Origin of the sequence: Acidovorax sp. YS12 (assembly GCA_021496925.1) — a bacterium.
In the GTDB taxonomy this organism is placed as follows: domain Bacteria; phylum Pseudomonadota; class Gammaproteobacteria; order Burkholderiales; family Burkholderiaceae_C; genus Paenacidovorax.
In genome coordinates, this window is record CP053915.1 from 299,891 (window position 1) to 317,452 (window position 17,562).

At 68.1% G+C, this 17,562-nt stretch carries 15 protein-coding genes; 3 read left to right on the forward strand and 12 right to left on the reverse strand.

Translation table 11 applies throughout. The features are described 5' to 3' along the window. The 8 genes from YS110_01425 to YS110_01460 all read right to left on the reverse strand — a co-directional run bounded on the left by YS110_01425 (position 1) and on the right by YS110_01460 (position 7,984). Positions 1-330, reverse strand: coding sequence for a ferredoxin family protein (locus YS110_01425; GenBank protein ID UJB63514.1), 330 nt, complete (start codon positions 328-330; stop codon positions 1-3). Positions 331-427: 97 nt separating this feature from the next. After that, positions 428-1,789: a sulfate adenylyltransferase gene (locus YS110_01430; GenBank protein UJB63515.1), complete on the reverse strand. Its 1,362-nt coding sequence runs from the start codon at positions 1,787-1,789 to the stop codon at positions 428-430. Then, positions 1,789-2,721, reverse strand: a complete 933-nt coding sequence (gene cysD, locus YS110_01435) for a sulfate adenylyltransferase subunit CysD (GenBank protein UJB63516.1) — start codon at positions 2,719-2,721, stop codon at positions 1,789-1,791. The genes YS110_01430 and cysD overlap by 1 nt, the downstream gene beginning before the upstream one ends. A 63-nt stretch (positions 2,722-2,784) precedes the next feature. After that, a complete protein-coding gene (locus YS110_01440; protein ID UJB63517.1) occupies positions 2,785-3,405 on the reverse strand; it encodes a phosphoadenosine phosphosulfate reductase family protein in 621 nt (206 codons plus the stop codon). Continuing rightward, positions 3,402-3,809 carry a DUF934 domain-containing protein gene (locus YS110_01445; protein ID UJB63518.1) on the reverse strand — a complete coding sequence of 136 codons (408 nt, stop codon included), beginning with the start codon at positions 3,807-3,809 and terminating at the stop codon, positions 3,402-3,404. The genes YS110_01440 and YS110_01445 overlap by 4 nt, the downstream gene beginning before the upstream one ends. Positions 3,810-3,834: 25 nt before the next feature. Next, positions 3,835-5,625 (reverse strand): nitrite/sulfite reductase, encoded by a 1,791-nt coding sequence (locus YS110_01450; protein UJB63519.1) that lies wholly within the window; start codon positions 5,623-5,625, stop codon positions 3,835-3,837. Between the two features lie 27 nt (positions 5,626-5,652). Beyond that, entirely contained in the window at positions 5,653-6,456 is an 804-nt protein-coding gene (locus YS110_01455; GenBank protein UJB63520.1) for a sulfite exporter TauE/SafE family protein, read from the reverse strand. A 166-nt stretch (positions 6,457-6,622) separates the two neighbouring features. Further along, positions 6,623-7,984 carry an MATE family efflux transporter gene (locus tag YS110_01460; GenBank protein UJB63521.1) on the reverse strand — a complete coding sequence of 454 codons (1,362 nt, stop codon included), beginning with the start codon at positions 7,982-7,984 and terminating at the stop codon, positions 6,623-6,625. Positions 7,985-8,453: 469 nt separating this feature from the next. Here YS110_01460 and YS110_01465 point away from each other — a divergent pair, with 469 nt between their 5' ends. Further along, complete coding sequence (locus YS110_01465; protein ID UJB67313.1) at positions 8,454-9,680, forward strand: IS110 family transposase; 1,227 nt, start codon at positions 8,454-8,456, stop codon at positions 9,678-9,680. A 19-nt stretch (positions 9,681-9,699) separates the two neighbouring features. Here YS110_01465 and YS110_01470 read toward each other — a convergent pair whose 3' ends face one another. The 4 genes from YS110_01470 to YS110_01485 form a co-directional block, all read right to left on the reverse strand. Next, positions 9,700-11,421, reverse strand: coding sequence for a hypothetical protein (locus YS110_01470; protein UJB63522.1), 1,722 nt, complete (start codon positions 11,419-11,421; stop codon positions 9,700-9,702). Between the two features lie 87 nt (positions 11,422-11,508). Beyond that, positions 11,509-11,754: a type B 50S ribosomal protein L31 gene (locus YS110_01475; protein UJB63523.1), complete on the reverse strand. Its 246-nt coding sequence runs from the start codon at positions 11,752-11,754 to the stop codon at positions 11,509-11,511. Positions 11,755-11,848: 94 nt separating this feature from the next. After that, positions 11,849-13,291, reverse strand: a complete 1,443-nt coding sequence (locus YS110_01480; protein UJB63524.1) for an HDOD domain-containing protein — start codon at positions 13,289-13,291, stop codon at positions 11,849-11,851. A gap of 30 nt (positions 13,292-13,321) precedes the next feature. After that, positions 13,322-13,867, reverse strand: coding sequence for a PadR family transcriptional regulator (locus tag YS110_01485; GenBank protein UJB63525.1), 546 nt, complete (start codon positions 13,865-13,867; stop codon positions 13,322-13,324). 135 nt (positions 13,868-14,002) lie between these two features. On the opposite strand from YS110_01485, the gene YS110_01490 reads away from it, so the two are divergent. Together YS110_01490 and YS110_01495 are read left to right on the forward strand one after the other, a co-directional pair. Beyond that, on the forward strand, positions 14,003-16,489 hold the full coding sequence (locus YS110_01490; protein ID UJB63526.1) for an FAD-dependent oxidoreductase: 2,487 nt from the start codon (positions 14,003-14,005) through the stop codon (positions 16,487-16,489). Positions 16,490-16,573: 84 nt separating this feature from the next. Next, positions 16,574-17,389, forward strand: coding sequence for a crotonase/enoyl-CoA hydratase family protein (locus YS110_01495; protein UJB67314.1), 816 nt, complete (start codon positions 16,574-16,576; stop codon positions 17,387-17,389). Positions 17,390-17,562: the final 173 nt, after the last annotated feature.

Sequence of the window (17,562 nt, forward strand, 5' to 3'; positions counted from 1 at the left end):
TTAGCGCTGCAGATCCTTCACCTTGCCGGGCTGGCCGTTCCACTCGTCGGCGTCGGGCAGGGCGGCCTTGCGCTTGGTGATGGGCTTCCAGCCGGGGGCGTTGGTCAGGTCGGCGTTGATCTTGATGAAGGCCAGCTCGGCGGAGGGCAGGTCTTCCTCGGCGAAGATGGCGTTGGCCGGGCACTCGGGCACGCAGACGGCGCAGTCGATACATTCGTCCGGGTTGATGACCAGCATGTTCGGGCCCTCGACGAAGCAGTCAACGGGGCATACGTCCACGCAATCGGTGTATTTGCACTTGATGCAGTTTTCGGAAACGACGTGGGTCATGGTGTGGTTGGAATCAGGGGGTAACCCTCGATTTTAGGCGGTTCCACGGGGCGGGCCGCAGCCAGCCCCGTGGCGGGAAGGGCTTCGTTGACCGATGTCAGTTCACCAGGATGGCACCGGCCGTGCGGTGGCTGGCGGTGTCGACCAGGATCAGCGAGCCCAGCAGACGTGCCCGGGCGAAGGGCGCGGCGGGCAGGGGTTCCTGCAGCAGCAGCTCGACGTGGCCGATGGCGTTGGGTTCGAGCTGCTGCGCGTCTTCCTCGGCCAGGGTGTTGATGTCGAGGCGGTGCACCACGCGGCGCACCTTGGCCTTGACCCAGCGGTGGCCGTGCAGCGCCCAGTACACGCGGCCGGCCACCAGCGGCTCGTCGTCCATCCAGGCGACGGTGGCCGCCAGTTCGCGCTGGCCGGGCCAGGCGGGCTGGGCGGCGGGGGTGTCGAAGTCGTCCTCGGCCGGCGTGGCGGGCAGCGGCGCGGCCACGATCCAGTCGCCGCGCGAGACATCGACCTCGCGGTCGAGGATGATGCCGGCGCTCTGGCCCGCGCCCACGTCGGTGGGGCGGCGCGCGTGGTCCAGCACCTGGGCCACGCTGGCCAGCTGGCCGCTGGGGAAGACCTGCACCGGCGTGCCCGGCTGCACGCTGCCCGTGCCGACGCGGCCCCAGAACACGCGGCGGCCCTGCGAGGTGTCGGACGACGAGGAGAACTTCTCCACCCACTGCACCGGGAAGGCCAGGGGCAGCGCGGTGTCGGGCGGCGTGTTGGGCAGCAGCTCCAGGATCTGCAGCAGGCTGGGGCCTGCGTAGCCGCACCAGCCGGGCTGGGCATCGACCACGTTCCAGCCCTTGAGCGCGGAGACGGGCACGGTGGCGGCCACGGCGATGCCGGCGTGCCGCGCGAACTGCTCCAGGGCCGAGCGGATGTGCTGGAACGCCAGCGCCGGGTCGGCCACGGCGTCGAGCTTGTTCACCGCGAACACCAGCGAGTGCACGCGCAGCAGGTGCACCAGCAGGCTGTGGCGGCGCGTCTGCGGCAGCAGCGTGAGCTGGGGGTTCTGCCAGTCGAGCTTGGTGGCGTCCACCAGCACCACGGCGGCGTCGGCCTGCGAGGCGGCGGTGACCATGTTGCGCGTGTACTGCTCGTGGCCGGGCGCGTCGCCGATGATGAACTTGCGCGTCTCGGTGGCGAAGTAGCGGTAGGCCACGTCGATGGTGATGCCCTGCTCGCGCTCGGCGGACAGGCCGTCGGTGAGCAGCGCCAGGTCGGTCTCGCCGCCGCGCTGCACGCCGGCCAGGTGGTCCTGCAGCACGGCGCGGCTGTCCACCAGCAGGCGGCCGATCAGCGTGCTCTTGCCGTCATCGACGCTGCCGCAGGTGATGAACTTCAATGCAGAAATATGGTCGTTTTGGCCTGTAGCGCTTACTGGGCTTGCGCTGGCAGCTATCAAATCAGTAGTCATCAGAAGTACCCGTCTTTCTTGCGCTTCTCCATCGAAGCATCGGAGGTCTTGTCGTCCATGCGCGTGGCGCCGCGCTCGCTGACCTCGGCGGCCAGGGTCTCGATCACGATCTCGCCGGCCGTGGCGGCCGGGCTTTCCACCGGGCAGGTGCAGGTGATGTCGCCCACGGTGCGAAAGCGCACGGTGCGCGTTTCCACGGTCTCGCCGTCCTTGGGCGGCGTCAGCGGCGTCACGGGCACCAGCAGGCCGCGGCGCTCCACCACCTGGCGCGGGTGCGCGTAGTACAGCGCGGGCAGGCCGATCTGCTCGCGCTCGATGTACTGCCACACGTCCAGCTCGGTCCAGTTGCTGATGGGGAACACGCGGAAGTGCTCGCCCGGTGCCAGGCGCGTGTTGAACAGCGTCCAGAGTTCGGGGCGCTGCGCCTTGGGCTGCCATTGGCCGAAGCTGTCGCGGTGGCTGAAGATGCGCTCTTTGGCGCGGGCCTTCTCCTCGTCGCGGCGCGCGCCGCCGATCAGCGCGTCGAAGCGGAATTCCTCGATGGCCTCCAGCAGCGTGACGGACTGGTGCACGTTGCGCGATTCACCGGGGTGCGCCAGGCGCACGGTGCCGCGCGCCATGGAATCCTCGACGCTGCGCACGATCAGTTCGGCGCCCAGCTCCTTGGCGCGGAAGTCGCGGAAGTCGGTCACCTCGGGGAAGTTGTGGCCGGTGTCGATCATCAGCAGCGGGTAGGGAATGCGGCCGGCGCCGAACGCTTTTTCGGCGCACTTGAGCATGACCAGCGAATCCTTGCCGCCCGAGAACAGCAGCGCGGGGCGCTCGAAGGCGGCGGCGACTTCGCGCAGGATGAAGATGGTTTCTTCCTCCAGCGCGTCGAGGTGTTGGTTGCTCAGGTGGCTGAGCACGGAGGTGTCAACACGGGCGTTCATTGGTTCTTCCATTCAAATAAGGCTCTGGCCCTTATGGGGTAAGCGCTAGCAGCTATCGTTTTTCTAGTGCGCCAGGTGCAGGCCGCACTCGCGCTGTTCCTCGCCCTTGGTCGGGTCCACGTAGTCGAAGTTGTTGGGCAGGCCGTGCTGCTCGCAGTACGCGTACAGGTCCTTGGACGACCAGTGCAGCAGCGGCGCGACCTTGATGAGGCCATCGGGGTTGATGCTCACGGGCTCCATCTGCGCGCGCACGGCGCTGTCGGTGGCGCGCAGCGCGGTGAACCAGACCTGGGGCGCGGTCTCGCGCAGCGCGCGGGCGAAGGGCTCCAGCTTCACCTCCTCGGTGAAGGCGGCGTGGCGCGGGTCGTCGAGCGCGGGCAGCGGGCCATCGACCGCCTCGCGGTGCGCGCGCGAGCGCAGCGGCAGGTAGATCCTGAGGTTCAGGCCCAGTTGTTTCGTCACCGCGTCGGCGTAGCGGTAGGTGGCCTCGGTGTTGTAGCCGTTGTCCATCCAGACCACGGGCACATCGGGCTGTACCTGCGTGACCAGGTGCAGGATGACGGCCTCGTAGGGGCGGAAATTGGTGGTGACGATGGAAGGCTTGCCCAGGCCCAGCGCCCATTGCACGAGGCCGGGCGCGTCGCGGCCCATGGTTGCGTTGATGTGTGCGAGGTCGAGACTCATGCGGCCTCCTGTGCCGAATCGCGTGCAAACAGCGGGCGCGGCTGCAGCGCGTCGCCCTGGTAGAAGGCTTGGTAGCGCGCGAACTGGCGCTCGGCGGTCTCGGGGTTCTGGCCCTCGGCCAGCACGGCGCTGGTGAAGCCGCTGCGGTGCATCTGCACCAGCTGGTCGATCAGCACGTCGCCCGTGGCGCGGATGTCGCCCGCGAAACCGTAGCGGCGGCGCAGCAGCACGGCCTGGCTGAAGGCGCGGCCATCGGTGAACTTGGGAAAGTGCAGCTCGATGCGCTCCACGCCCTGCAAGGCGCCGCCGGCGGCGATGTCGGCCAGCTCGGCGTCGTTGGCGATCTGCAGCACTTTTTCGGTCTCAGCGCCCGTGGGGACTGCGCTGGAAGCTATTATTTTCATAGTCATTCGGTTCGTCAGGGGAGGTTCATTCGGCAACGGCTTCCTCGGCCTGCCGGGGGTGGCGCGCGGCGTTGGCGGCGGCCTTGAACGGGTCGTGGCCGACGCGGCGCAGCGTGTCGATGAAGAACTCGCCGCCCTTGCGCTGGGCGCGGTAGGTGCCCAGCAGGGCCTCGATCACGTCGGGCACCTCGGCGGCGGAGAACGACGGGCCGACCACCTTGCCCGCCAGGGCCGGGCCGGACAGGCGCGCGCCGTCCGAGCCGCCCAGCGTGATCTGGTACCACTCCTTGCCGTCCTTGTCCACGCCGAGGATGCCGATGTGCCCGCTGTGATGGTGGCCGCAGGAGTTGATGCAGCCGCTCATGTGCAGATCGATCGGGCCGAGGTCGAACACCTCGTCCAGGTCCTGGTAGCGCTCGGTGATGGCGGCGGCGATGGGCAGCGAGCGCGCATTGGCCAGCGCGCAGAAGTCGCCGCCCGGGCAGGCGATCATGTCGGTCAGCAGGCCGATGTTGGGCTGCGCCAGGCCGAGCTTGCGCGCGGCCTCGTACAGCGCGGGCAGGTCGCTCTCGAACACCCAGGGCAGCATCAGGTTCTGCTCGTGCGTCAGGCGCGCCTCGCCCGCGCTGAACTGCTCGGCCAGTTGCGCCAGCGCGTCGATGGTGTCGGCGTCGGCGTCGCCGGGCGCGAAGCCCACGCGCTTGAACGACAGCGTGACGGCGCGCATGCCCGGCAGGCGGTGGCCGCGCACGTTCTGCTGCAGCCAGCGCTGGTAGAGCTGGCCGTCGGTCTTGACGGCCGAGGGCAGGTTGGCGGGCTGGAGCGCGGGCACCACGAAGTTGGCGGCCACGCGGTCGAGCTCGGCCTGGGTGATGGTGTGCGGCGCGCCGTCCTGCGCCACGATGGCCTGGTACTCGGCCTCCACCGCGTCGATGAACTTCTGGCCCTCGGCCTTGACCAGGATCTTGATGCGCGCCTTCCACTTGTTGTCGCGGCGGCCATAGCCGTTGTAGACGCGGATCACGGCCTCGATGTAGTTCAGCAACTGGTGCCAGGGCAGGAACTCGCGCACCACGGTGCCGATGACGGGCGTGCGGCCCATGCCGCCGCCGACCTTGACGGTGAAGCCCGCTTCGCCCGCGCTGCTCTTGCGCGCCTGCAGGCCGATGTCGTACCAGCCGGTGGCTGCCCGGTCTTCCTCGGCGCCGTTGAAGGCGATCTTGAACTTGCGCGGCAGAAAGGCGAACTCGGGGTGCAGCGTGCTCCACTGGCGCAGGATCTCGCTGAACGGGCGTGCATCGACGATGCCGTCCTCGGCGATGCCTTCGTAGGCTTCGGTGGTGATGTTGCGGATGGTGTTGCCGCTGGTCTGGATGCCGTGCATGTGCACGCTGGCCAGCAGGTCCATCACGTCGGCTGCGCGGGTGATGGGAATCCAGTTGAACTGCACGTTGGTGCGCGTGGTGAAGTGGCCGTAGCCGTACTGCAGCGGCGCGGCGGCCAGCGTCAGCCCAGGCTGCGCGGCCTGGAGCTGGTCCTGCGTGGCCTGGGCATGCGCCAGCAGCTCGGGCGTGGGTTTGTCGTACTCGCGCGCGATGTGCGCCAGCATGCGCAGTTGCGCGCTGCTGATCTCGCCGTAGGGCACGGCGATGCGCGCCATGGGCGCGTAGCGCTGGATGTACCAGCCGTTCTGCAGGCGCAGCGGCAGCATCTGCTCGTCGGTCAGCTCGCCGCGCTGCCAGCGGTCAAGCTGGTCGCGGAACTGCTGGGCGCGCAGGTGGACGAATTGGCGGTCGAATTCTGTGTATTGGTACATGGTGGGGTCAGAAGGTGTGCGCTCTTCTCAGAGCAGAACCAGTTTGGCGCCAGCCCAGGCGAGCAGCGCGGAGAGAATGGAGCGGATCAGCCTCTCGGGCGTGTGCGAGACCAGGCGCGAGCCCAGCCAGATGCCGGGCAGCGAGCCGGTGAGCAGCAGGCCCAGCAGCGGCCAGTCCACCGAACCGAGCGACGCATGGCCCAGGCCCGCCACCAGCGTGAGCGGCACGGCGTAGGCAATGTCGGCGGCGATGATGCGCGGCAGCGGCAGGTGCGGGAACACCAGCAGCAGCACCGAGACGCCGATGGCCCCCGCGCCGACCGAGGTGAACGTCACCAGCAGGCCGATGACCGCACCCAGCAGCACCGGCAGGCTCCAGTGGCGCGGCTGCGTGGCGTCGGCGGCACGGCTGCTGCGCGCGGCAGCGGCTGCAGCGGCGCGCTCGGGCGAGAAGACCAGGGCCTTGTAGAGCGTGGCCGCCGCCGTCAGCAGCAGTGCCACGCCCAGCGTCGTCGTCATCATGCGCTGCGCCTGGGCACTGTCCGGGCCGAGGTGGCGCAGCGTCCACAGGCCCAGCAGCGCGGCCGGAATGCTGCCCGCGCACAGCAGGCCCACCACGCGCCACGGCACCAGGCGCTGGCGCGCCAGGCTCACGGTGCCGCCCATCTTGGTGAAGGCGGCGAACAGCAGGTCGGTGCCGATGGCCAGGTGCGGCTTGATGCCGAAGAAGAAGATGAGCGCAGGGGTCATCAGCGAGCCACCGCCCACGCCGGTCAGGCCGACGATCAGGCCCACACCAAAGCCCGCCAGGATGAACGCGAAATCATGCATGGGCGCGAATGTAGAAGTTTCTTATATTAAAACAAACTATTTTTTGGTGCTGCATATATTCAAATTAGCTTATAAAGAAAACGAGGATGGACGCACGGAGCTGGCATGCCTTCCCATCTTTCTTTGTCTGTCCAGGGCTTTGCTGGGAACGATCCTGGCAGCCTGCTTAAGTGCAGGCCGAATCGGGCGCCACATGGCGAACCAGCGTGCGTCTCAGCATGGCGGTGAACAGTGCCGCTGTCACCGCCAGTGCCAGTCCGTTGGCGAACCAGAACGGCACCGGCGTAGGCGCTTGCCCGCGCCACGGCCCTATGCCCTGGTAGGCCAGCACGTAGCCGCCGGCCAGCCCGGCGCCCCACAGCAGCAGGCAGTAGATGGCCAGTGGCGCTACCGTGACGCGGTAGCTGCGCAGCACGAAGGCGCACAGGGTCTGCACGGCGTCGCCCACGTGGGCAGCCGCCACCCAGCCGAGCAGGGCAGTGGTCAGCGCCACTACGCTGGCACTGCTGCTGTAGAGCGCAGCCAACGGTGCGCGCACTGCGAAAAGGAGAGCTGCCAGCGCACACCCCATAAGGGCTGCAAGCCGAAAACCCATCCAGGCCACATGGCGGGCCTGGGCCTCGTTGCCGGCACCGCGCCAGTAGCTCACGCGTGCGCTGGCAGCGATGCCCAGCGACAGCGGCACCATGTAGACCACGGCCGTGAGGTTGGCGGCGATCTGGTGGCTGGCGGCGGCCAGCGTGCCCTGGCGCGCGATGAACAGGGCCATGAGGGTGAACGAGGTCACCTCGACCATGATCGACAGGCCTGCCGGCAGCCCCAGGCGCAGAAAGGCGCCGAGCTGCGCCCAGTCGGGGCGCTCCAGGGGGCGCCAGATGTCCAGCGCCCGGTACAGGCTCTGGGTGCGCAGCAGCCACAGGGCCAGCGCCAGCTGCAGGTAGCCCACGGCCAGGGTGGCCCAGGCGCAGCCCACGGCGCCCTGGGGCGCCAGGCCCGCGCCGCCGAAGGTGAACCAGATGGACAGCGGCACCTTGAGCGCCAGGCCTGCTACCTGCAGCCAGGTCACGAGCTGCGGGTGGCCCAGCGCCTGGTTGAGCGTGCAGTAGGTGCGAAACAGCAGCGCCGGCGGCAGGCCCAGCGCGAGCACCGCCAGATAGGCCGTCACCTCGGCCTGCAGGGCCGGGGGCACCTCGGTCCAGCGCAGCAGGGCGCCGGGCGACAGCAGCACGCCCATGCCGAGCGCGCTGGCGGCCAGGCACAGGTACAGCGATTGGCGCAGCGAGCGCCCGATGGCGCCAGGCGCGCGGGCACCGCGCTGCTCGGCCCAAATGGGCAGCAGCGCCTGCAGCATGCCCATCAGTGCGACATAGACGCTGATGAAGATGGCCGAGCCGACGGAGAGCGCCGCCAGCGATTCCTGCGCGTGGCGGCCGGCGACGATGGTGTCGGTGATGCCGTAGGCCATGACGGCCAGCTGGCCGGTGAGCACCGTGAGGGCGTGGCGCGAGACGATGGACAGTTCAGACATGGCGCAATGGCGCACCGGCCGCGTCAGCGGGCCAGGGCCGATACTCCTGATTCAATAGCTGCCAGCGCTTTCCTGGCAAGCGCTGGGGGCCAATTTGGTTGATGCTTCGCGGTGGTCCGCTCATACGGGTTTGCATTCAACCGTATAACTAGGCGGGAAGCCGTAGACAGTGCTGTAGCACGGCAAGGCGAACCAACGACGTTAGACGGTTGAAGGCAAATCCGTATCAGTTTTTCATGCTGCGTCGCAGCACCCGCGACGCATGAAACGAGGGTGTAATTTGGGTGCGGCGTCCGGCACAGAGGTCGGTTCGTACTTGGTGTCCCGAACCCGTGTATCAGTTGGACCCGCGGCCTCACGAGCACCCCAAACTGTCGCCAGGCACTGGCGTGCCTGAGCACGCACTTCAGACTTCGATGACGTGGGTCGCACGCCGGTGTCGCTGCTGTTCTTTGATGAGGAGGCGATCATGGACGTGATTCATCCGCTCTGTGCGGGACTGGACGTGCACAAGCAAAGCGTAGTGGCTTGCGCACGGATTGCGGGCCCAGGCCCGCTGGTGCAAGAGGTCCGCACCTTTGCCACGACCACCTCGGGCCTGCTGGAGCTGGCCGACTGGCTCGAATCCTTCGGCGTCGAGCACGTCGCCATGGAAGCTACGGGCGTGTACTGGAAGCCGGTGTGGCATGTGCTCGAAGGCCACTTCGAGTTGGTGCTGGCCAATGCCGCGCACGTGAAGAACATGCCCGGGCGCAAGACTGACGTGAACGATTCGATGTGGCTGGCCGATCTGCTGGCTCATGGCTTGATCCGCGCCAGCTTCGTGCCGCCGGTGGCGGTGCAGGAGCTGCGCACCCTGACGCGAACGCGCAAGCAGTTCGTGCGCGAGCGCGCCTCGCACGTGCAGCGCATCGAGAAGGTGCTCGAAGACGCCAACATCAAGATCACCAGCGTCCTGAGCGACATCCTGGGCAAGAGTGGGCGTGCGGTGCTGCAGGCGCTCATTGACGGCCGCAGCGATCCCCAGCGTCTGGCTTCATATGTCGTGGGCAACCGCCTCAAGGCCAGCCGAGCCGAGTTGGTCGAGGCATTGAGCGGGCGCGTGCGTGCCCACCACCGCTTCATGCTCAAGCTGCACCTGGGCCATATCGACGCTCTGGACAAGGCCATTGCCGACATCGAGAAGGAGGTGGGCCTGGGGCTCGAGCCGTTTCGACAAGCCGCCAAGTTGCTGAGCACGATGCCCGGCTTGAGTCAGGTCAGCGCCAACGTGGTGGTCGCCGAGATCGGCATCGACATGTCGCGCTTTGCAACGGCAGGCCACCTGCTGTCATGGGCCTGCCTGTGCCCGCGCAGCGACGAGAGCGCGGGCAAGCGGCGTAGCACACGGCTGCGCCGTGGGGGCGTGTGGCTCAAGACCACCTTGGTGCAGGCCGCATGGGCCGCGGTTAAGGTCAAGGGCAGCTACCTGCAGGCGCAGTTCCACCGCATCCGAGCCCGTCGGGGTGCCAAGAAGGCCATCATCGCCGTGGCCGCTTCCATGCTCACCGCTGCATGGCACATGCTCAAAGATGGCACCGAATGGCATGACCTGGGGGCTGCGCACTTTGACCGCGCTGACGCCGAAAAAACCGCCAACCGGCTCATTCGGCGACTACAACAAATCGGATACACCGTCCAGGTTGCTCCCGCTTGATCTGCGCCTGAGTTTCACTTCAGGGGGCGGCTTCGTCGGATGCCGGGGGGAGCCGTTTCAGCAGCAGGATGCGCTCGCTGCGGTTGGTCGGGCGGCCGATGGCGGCGAAGGGCAGCCATTGCGCGGGCTGCGCCAGGTCCTCGGGCGGGTCGCGTGTGTCGCTGCCCACGGCCAGCCATTGGCAGCCCTGCGGCGGCTCGGCGCTGTCGGGGTAGAGCGCCAGGTGCCCGTGGAACTGCAGCGCCGCCACCTGCGAGTCGCCCAGGTTGTGCATGAGCACGCAGCCCGGCTCCGGGCCCAGCGTGGCCACGATCTGGCGCACCTGCGGGGCGTAGCTGCGGGCGTAGTCCAGCATGGGCAGCCAGATGGTCATCAGCAGCAGCCAGGCCAGGGTGGTGCCGCTGGCGGGCAGCACCAGGCTTTTCCAGAGCGCGGTGCGGTGCCGGGCGGCGCGCCACCAGACCAGGGCGCACCATGCGGCGGAGGCAGCCAGCGCCAGGGTGAAAGCCAGGGTATCGAAGCGGGGCACGAAACCAGGCGCCAGCCGCGCCACGTTGGCGGCGGGCTGCGCGGGTATGCCGGTGTGCAGAGAGATCCACACCACCCAGATGGCGATGGCCGAGACGCTGAAGAACAGCAGCGTGAACCAGTCGATCAGCGCGGCAATGCTGCGCTCCAGCGTCGGCAGGGCGAATGCCGCCAGCACCGCCAGCGCCGGCAGGCCCAGCAGCAGGGCCCGGTCGGCCGGCTGGGTGGTGAAGGTGGCGGCCAGCGTGACCAGGGTGAACCACAGCGGCAGCCACAGATGCCGGTGGCCGGTGCGGCTGGCGATCTGGCGGCGCCAGCGCCACAGCGTCCACAGCGCCAGCGGCCAGGCGGGCCAGCCGAACCAGACCAGCATGCGCGCCATGGTCGTGGCGTAGGGCAGGAAGGCCCGAGGCGGCTCGATGCGCCAGGCCCACAGGTCCAGCGCCCAGGCCAGGCCCATGCTGGCCAGCGTGCCGACGATCCATGCCAGGGCCGCGGTGCGGCGCCGGTCGGCGGTGCTGGCGGGTGCCCACCAGGCCAGCGCGGCGCAGCCCAGGCCGAGCAGCGTGGCGAGCGTGGGCGCGCCTGCCAGCGCCAGCCCGGCCATGCCCAGGGGCATGGCCACGGCGGCGCGGCGCGGGTGGTAGGGCTGGATGGCGGCGGCGAAGAACACCAGCGCCGTGCAGGCCAGTTGCGCGAGGTAGCTGGTGATTTCGTGCGACAGCTGGGCCAGCCCGAGGCAGGCGAGCAGCGCGAGCAGCCCGGCATCGGCCATGGAGCGCGCGTAATCCTTGGGGTGCGCCTCGCCGCCGAAGGCGAAGGCCACGGGCTGGGCGCCGGGGCTGCGCGCCAGGTAGTACACGGTGTACCAGGTGGCCAGCAGCGTCACTACCAGCAGGGCGATGAAGGGCAGGCGCGCCGCCATCTCGGGCGCGAGCCAGCCCGGCGCCCACTGCAGTGCCAGCGCGCCGAGCCAGAAGGCGAGCAGGCCGTCGCCGTCGGGGGTGAAGCCGGCCAGCGTGGGCGCGAGCCAGTGGCTGCGGCCCTGGGCCAGTTCCAGCATGTAGCCGAACGAGGCCACATCGACGTTGCGCCACGGGTCGCGCCCGACGAAGCCCGGCACCACGTAGGCCAGGCACAGCAGCAGCAGCGCCCAGCGCGGCAGGGGGCGCGCGGCGCGTTGGGTGACGATGGCGGGGGTCGGGTGGTTCACGGGAGGGCGGAAGGTAAAAAAGGGCAGCGCGGTGGCCCGGGCTGCCCTTTTTCGCGGGCGGAAAACTCCGCCAGGCGCAAAACTGGATTACTTCTTGCCGAAGCGGTTGCGGAAGCGCTCCACGCGGCCGCCCATGTTGTCCACGGATTTTTGCGTGCCGGTGTAGAAGGGGTGCGACTCGCTGGACGTGTCCAGCTTGAACAGCGGGTAGTCCTTGCCCTCGAAGGTCTCGGTTTCCTTCGTGTTCACGCAGGAGCGGGTCACGAACTTGAAGCCGTTGGACAGGTCAACGAACAGCACTTCGCGGTAATTGGGGTGAATGCCTTCTTTCATGATCTTCCTTTGAATCAGCAGCGGGAGCCGCACCAGCCTATTCCAGTGTACTTTCCGCAAAAAGCTCTCGATTATCGCATAGCTGGCGATACGGTCATTCCTGGCTCATCTCGATGATCTCGTTGGCCTTGCCCAGGGCCTCCAGCTGCAGGCTCAGCACGGGCAGGGCGTTGAGCTGGAGCCGTTCGGCCAGCGCCTGCACGGCGTTGAATTGCTGCTTTTCCATGGCCTGCGCCAGCAGCAGGGCGTTGCGGTAGGTTCCGGCCTGGCCCAGCAGGGCCTCGTGCACGGGCGCGGGCAGGTGGGTTTCCTGCAGGATGGTTTCCAGCGGGTGGCCGATCAGCAGGTCGAGCATGGAGAACAGGCCGAGGATGAAAAGTTCTTCCCTGGGCCCTTGCAGCAGGCCCTGGCCGGCCAGGCTTTCCAGGTAGAAGGCGCGCGTGAGCGCGTGCTCGATCAGCAGCCGCTCGCGGTAGCCGCTTTGCTGGATGTCGAACAGCAGCAGCGAGACCCAGCGGTAGCAGCGCTCGCGCCCCAGCACCATCACCGCCTTGTCGATGGTCAGGATGGGCTGGGCCAGGCCGAAGGCCGGGGAATTGAGGTAGCGCAGCAGCTTGAAGGCCAGCACCGGGTCGGCGGTGATCTGCTGGGCGATGACGCTCAGGTCTTCGTCGCTGCGCAGCAGGTTGAGCAGCTTGATGGTCAGCAGGCGGTTGATCTCGCTCTTGGGCGGGTGCCAGTTCTCGCGGCTGGTGACGAAGTCGCCCATGAAGAAGTCGAAGCCGCCCTTGAAGCACAGGTTGAACTCGTCGAAGCTGTGCAGCTCCTGCGCAATCCACTGCAGCGGCGCCCGGTTCTCGCCAGGGCCGTTGCCCAGGGTTTCGCACAGGGCTTCGATCTCCAGGCCGTCGAATTTGGCGGTGTCGAGCTGCACATAGTCGGCCTGCATGGCCAGCTCGCGCAGCGCGGGGTGCAGCGTCAGCAGGTTTTTGTCCAGCACCCAGCCATGGGCCATGCCGGCCTGGCGCAGCGCGGCCAGTTGGGGCTGGAGCTGGGCCAGGTCCAGCGTCTGCAGGTTGGGCGCCAGCATGAGCACGCTGTTCTTCACCGGGAGCCGCGCCAGCAGCGGGTTGTCCAGCGAGGCCGGGCTCAGGTGGATGAAGGCCTTGCGGTGGCCCAGCAGCCGGTGCACGTGCAGGTCGATGAGGTTGCGCAGCAGGGCGTCGTCGTAGGCCTTGTGCAGCGGCTCGTTCTTGCCCTGCAGGCGGCTTTGCAGATGGCCGTGCAGGTGGAAGAAGTAGCCCGCGATCTGTTCCTGGCGGTTGAGCACCGGCTCGCGGCAAATGAAGGAGGCGCTGCGGTTGGCGGGTGTCGGGGCCGGCGTGGGGGCCTGGGCGCTGGGCTCGGCCTTGAGGGGCGCGAGCTGGTTCAGGGTCTGGAATTGCGCGCTGGCCTTGCGCTGCGGGGCCTGCGCAGGTGCCTGGTTCGGCCGGCTGCGGCCCAGGAGACGGCGAAAAAAGTCGAGGAGGGAGGACATGCAGGCACCCTGGTGGACGGTGCCGCGATTCTATGTCTGGGCCGGCGCCTGCAGCAGTACCAGCATCTCCTGGCCCCAGGCGATCTCGCCCTCTTCGTAGAGGATGCCTTTTTTCAGGATCATGTGCTGGATGGCCTGCGCGCGCGCCAGCGGCGCGGCGGGGGGGAAGTCACGCGCCTCGATCATGCGGTACTGCGCCAGGCGCTCGGCGTGCAGCGCGTTGTGGCGCGCCAGTTCTTCGCGCAGGTCCACTTCGTCGAGGATGGCGTCGGCGCGCAGCTTGACGGTGAAGCTGTCGCGCAGGTCCATGGGGGCGGTGGGCTCGGCGGCCCAGCGCACCAGCTCGGCTCGGCCGGCGGGCAGCACGCGGTAGTGCTTCTTGCGCGTCTTGCCGGCGTCGGGCGGCACGAAGCCCTCGATCCAGCCGGCGCCCTCCATGCGCGCCAGCTCGCGGTAGATCTGCTGGTGCGTGGCGTGCCAGAAGTAGCCGATGGATTTGTCGAAACGCCGCGCCAGGTCGTAGCCCGAGGTGGATTTTTCCAGCAGGGAGGTCAGAACGGCGTGCGGCAGGGACATGGGGGCGCAGTCTATCCGGGAAATCCAGCTATGCAACCCGTTGCATAGTTAAACGAACGACCGTACACTTTTGTGCAACTGGTTGCATAGCGCGCCAGCGATTCCCCCACGACCCCACGACGACAAGGACACCCCATGACCAACTATCCCCACCTGCTCGCGCCCCTTCATCTCGGCTTCACCACGCTCAAGAACCGCGTGCTCATGGGCTCCATGCACGTGGGGCTGGAAGAGGCGCCCCAGGGCTTCGAGCGCATGGCCGCGTTCTATGCCGAGCGCGCGCGGGGCGGCGTGGGCCTGATCGTGACGGGTGGCATCGCGCCCAACGAGCGCGCCCGCCCCATGCCCGGCGGCGCGGCCATGACCACGCAGGCCGAGGCCGACAAGCACAAGGTGGTGACGCAGGCGGTGCACGATGCGGGCGGCAAGATCTGCATGCAGATCCTGCACTTCGGCCGCTACGCCTACCACCCCGAGCTGGTGGCGCCCAGCGCCCTCAAGGCGCCCATCAGCCCGTTCCGCCCGCATGCGCTGACGGGCGAAGAGGTGGAGCAGACCATCGAGGACTACGCCAACGCCGCCGCGCTGGCGCAGAGCGCGGGCTACGACGGCGTGGAGATCATGGGCTCGGAGGGCTACCTCATCAACGAATTCATCGCCGCGCAGACCAACCAGCGCGACGACGCATGGGGCGGCAGCTACGAGAACCGCATCCGCTTTCCGCTAGAGATCGTGCGCCGCACGCGCGCCCGGGTGGGGGCGGAGTTCATCATCATCTTCCGCCTGTCCATGCTCGATTTGGTCGAAGGCGGCTCCACGCACGAAGAAGTGGTGCAGCTTGCCCAGGCGCTGGAGCAGGCGGGCGTGACCATCCTCAACACCGGCATTGGCTGGCACGAGGCGCGCATTCCAACAATAGCCACCAAGGTGCCGCGCGCGGCGTTCGCCTGGGTCACGCAGCAGCTCAAGGGCAAGGTGGGCATTCCGCTGGTGGCCACCAACCGCATCAACACGCCCGAGGTGGCCGAGGAGGTGCTGGCTTCGGGCCAGGCCGACATGGTGAGCATGGCGCGCCCCTTCCTGGCCGACCCGGAGTTCGTCAACAAGGCCGCCGCGGGCCGGGCGCAGGACATCAACACCTGCATCGGCTGCAACCAGGCCTGCCTGGACCACACCTTCGGCGGCAAGATCACCTCGTGCCTGGTCAACCCGCGCGCGTGCCACGAGACCCTCCTGGTGCCCGTGCCGCTCACGAAGAAAGAGCGCGTGGCCGTGGTCGGCGCGGGCCCGGCCGGCCTGGCCTTCGCCACCGAGGCCGCGCAGCGCGGGCTGGACGTGACGCTGTTCGACGCCGGCAGCGAGATCGGCGGCCAGTTCAACGTGGCCAAGCAGGTGCCGGGCAAGGAAGAGTTCTACGAAACCCTGCGCTACTTCGGCGAGCGCCTGCAGCAGACCGGCGTGGCCGTGAAGCTGGGCCAGCGCGTCAGCGCCGCTGACCTGGTGCAAGCGGGCTTCCAGCATGTGGTGCTGGCGACCGGCATCCGCCCGCGCCTGCCGGACATCGAAGGCATCACGCACCCCAAGGTGCTGGGCTACCTCGACGTGCTGCAGGGCAAGAAGCCCGTGGGCAAGACGGTGGCCGTGATCGGCGCGGGCGGCATCGGCTTCGACGTATCGGAATATCTGCTGCACGAGGGCGTGAGCCCCAGCCTGGACAAGGCCCAGTTCTTCGCCGAATGGGGCGTGGACACCACCGGCAGCGCGCGCGGCGGCCTGCAGCCCGCGCACATCGGCCACGTGCCGCGCAAGATCTACCTGTTGCAGCGCAAGGCCAGCAAGGTGGGCGAGACCTTAGGCAAGACCACCGGCTGGATCCACCGCACGGGCCTGAAGAACCGGGGTGTGGAGATGGTCCCCGGCGTGGCCTACCGCAAGGTGGACGACGCGGGCCTGCACATCACCGTGGACGGCAAGGACATGACCCTGCCGGTGGACAACGTCATCGTCTGCGCGGGCCAGGACCCCAACCGCGAACTGCAGGCCGCGCTGGAGGCGCAGGGCGTGCGCGTGCACCTCATCGGCGGCGCCGACAAGGCCGCCGAGCTGGACGCCAAGCGCGCCATCAAGCAGGGCACCGAACTGGCGCTGCGCATCGACTTCGCCCCCGCAGCACCCGCCAGCGCCCCCGCCACGCACCAGATGCCCGCCGCCGTGCAGGAGAGCCTGGCAACCTGGCACGCCATGGTGGCCGAGGGCAGCATGGCGCAGCTCGCGTCCATCCTGCACCCCAAGGCCGTGTTCCGCTCGCCCATGGCGCACACGCCGTACCCCAGCGCGCAGGCGGTGCAGCTCATCCTGGGCACGGTGGTCAAGGTGTTCGAGGACTTCACCTACCACCGCAGCTACGCCAGCGAGGACGGCCTGAGCGTGGTGCTCGAATTCAGCGCCAAGGTGAACGGCAAGGAGCTCAAGGGCATCGACCAGATCCGCTTCGACGAGGAGGGCAAGATCGTCGATTTCGAGGTCATGGTGCGCCCGATGAGCGGCCTGCAGGCCCTGGGCGAGGAAATGGGCAAGCGCCTGGCGCCGTACCTGGCCGCCATGAAAGGCGCCAAGGCCTGATCTGCTATTGATAGAGGAGCTGCCAGCGCTTGTCCCATAAGCGCTGGAGGCCAAAAACACTTGAAACCGGAGTTGTGAATGACGATGCCAACCTTTGAAACCCTGGGCCTTGCCTTGCAGGACCACATCGCCACCGTGCGCCTGAACCGTCCCGAAAAGGCCAACGCCATGAACGCCACCATGTGGCAGGAAATCCGCCAGGCCTTCCAGTGGGTGGACGAAACCCCCGAGGCGCGCGTGGCCGTGCTGCAGGCCGAGGGCAAATACTTCACCGCAGGCATCGACCTGCAGATGATGATGGGCCTGGGCGCGCAGGTGGCCGACGACTGCGAGGGCCGCCAGCGCGAGAAGCTGCGCCGCGTCATCCTCGACCTGCAGGACACGCTGACCAGCCTGGAGCGCTGCCGCAAGCCCGTGCTCGCCGCCATCCACGGCGGCTGCATCGGCGGCGGCATCGACCTCATCACCTGCGCCGACATGCGCTACGCCAGCGAGGACGCGAGCTTCACCATCAAGGAGATCGACATCGGCATGGTGGCCGACGTGGGCACGCTGCAGCGCCTGCCCAAGCTCATCGGTCAGGGCATCACGCGCGAGCTGGCGTACACCGGCCGCGTCTTTGGCGCGCAGGAGGCGCGCGAGATCGGCCTGCTCAACCGCGTATTCGCCACGCGCGAAGCGCTGTACGAAGGCGTGCAGGCCATCGCCGCCAGCATCGCCGCCAAGTCGCCGCTGTCCATCCGCGGCACCAAGGAAATGCTGAACTACGCGCGCGACCACAGCGTGGCCGACAGCCTGAACTACATCGCCACCTGGAACGCCGCCATGCTGCAGAGCAAGGACCTGGTGGCGGCCATGACGGCCAGCATGGCCAGGCAGCAGCCGCAGTTCAAGGATTGATGCGGCCCGCTGCTCGCGTCGCCGCCGCTCAGCGCCGCCCAGGTGCTGGCGGCGCTGGCCTTTGGCGCGGCGGAGCTGCGCTGGCGGCGGTAGGAAGAAGATTCAAGTAAAAACAGTCTCTAGCGCTTATGCAGCAAGCGCAAGCAGCTATCAATTCTGCAGTAGATCAGACG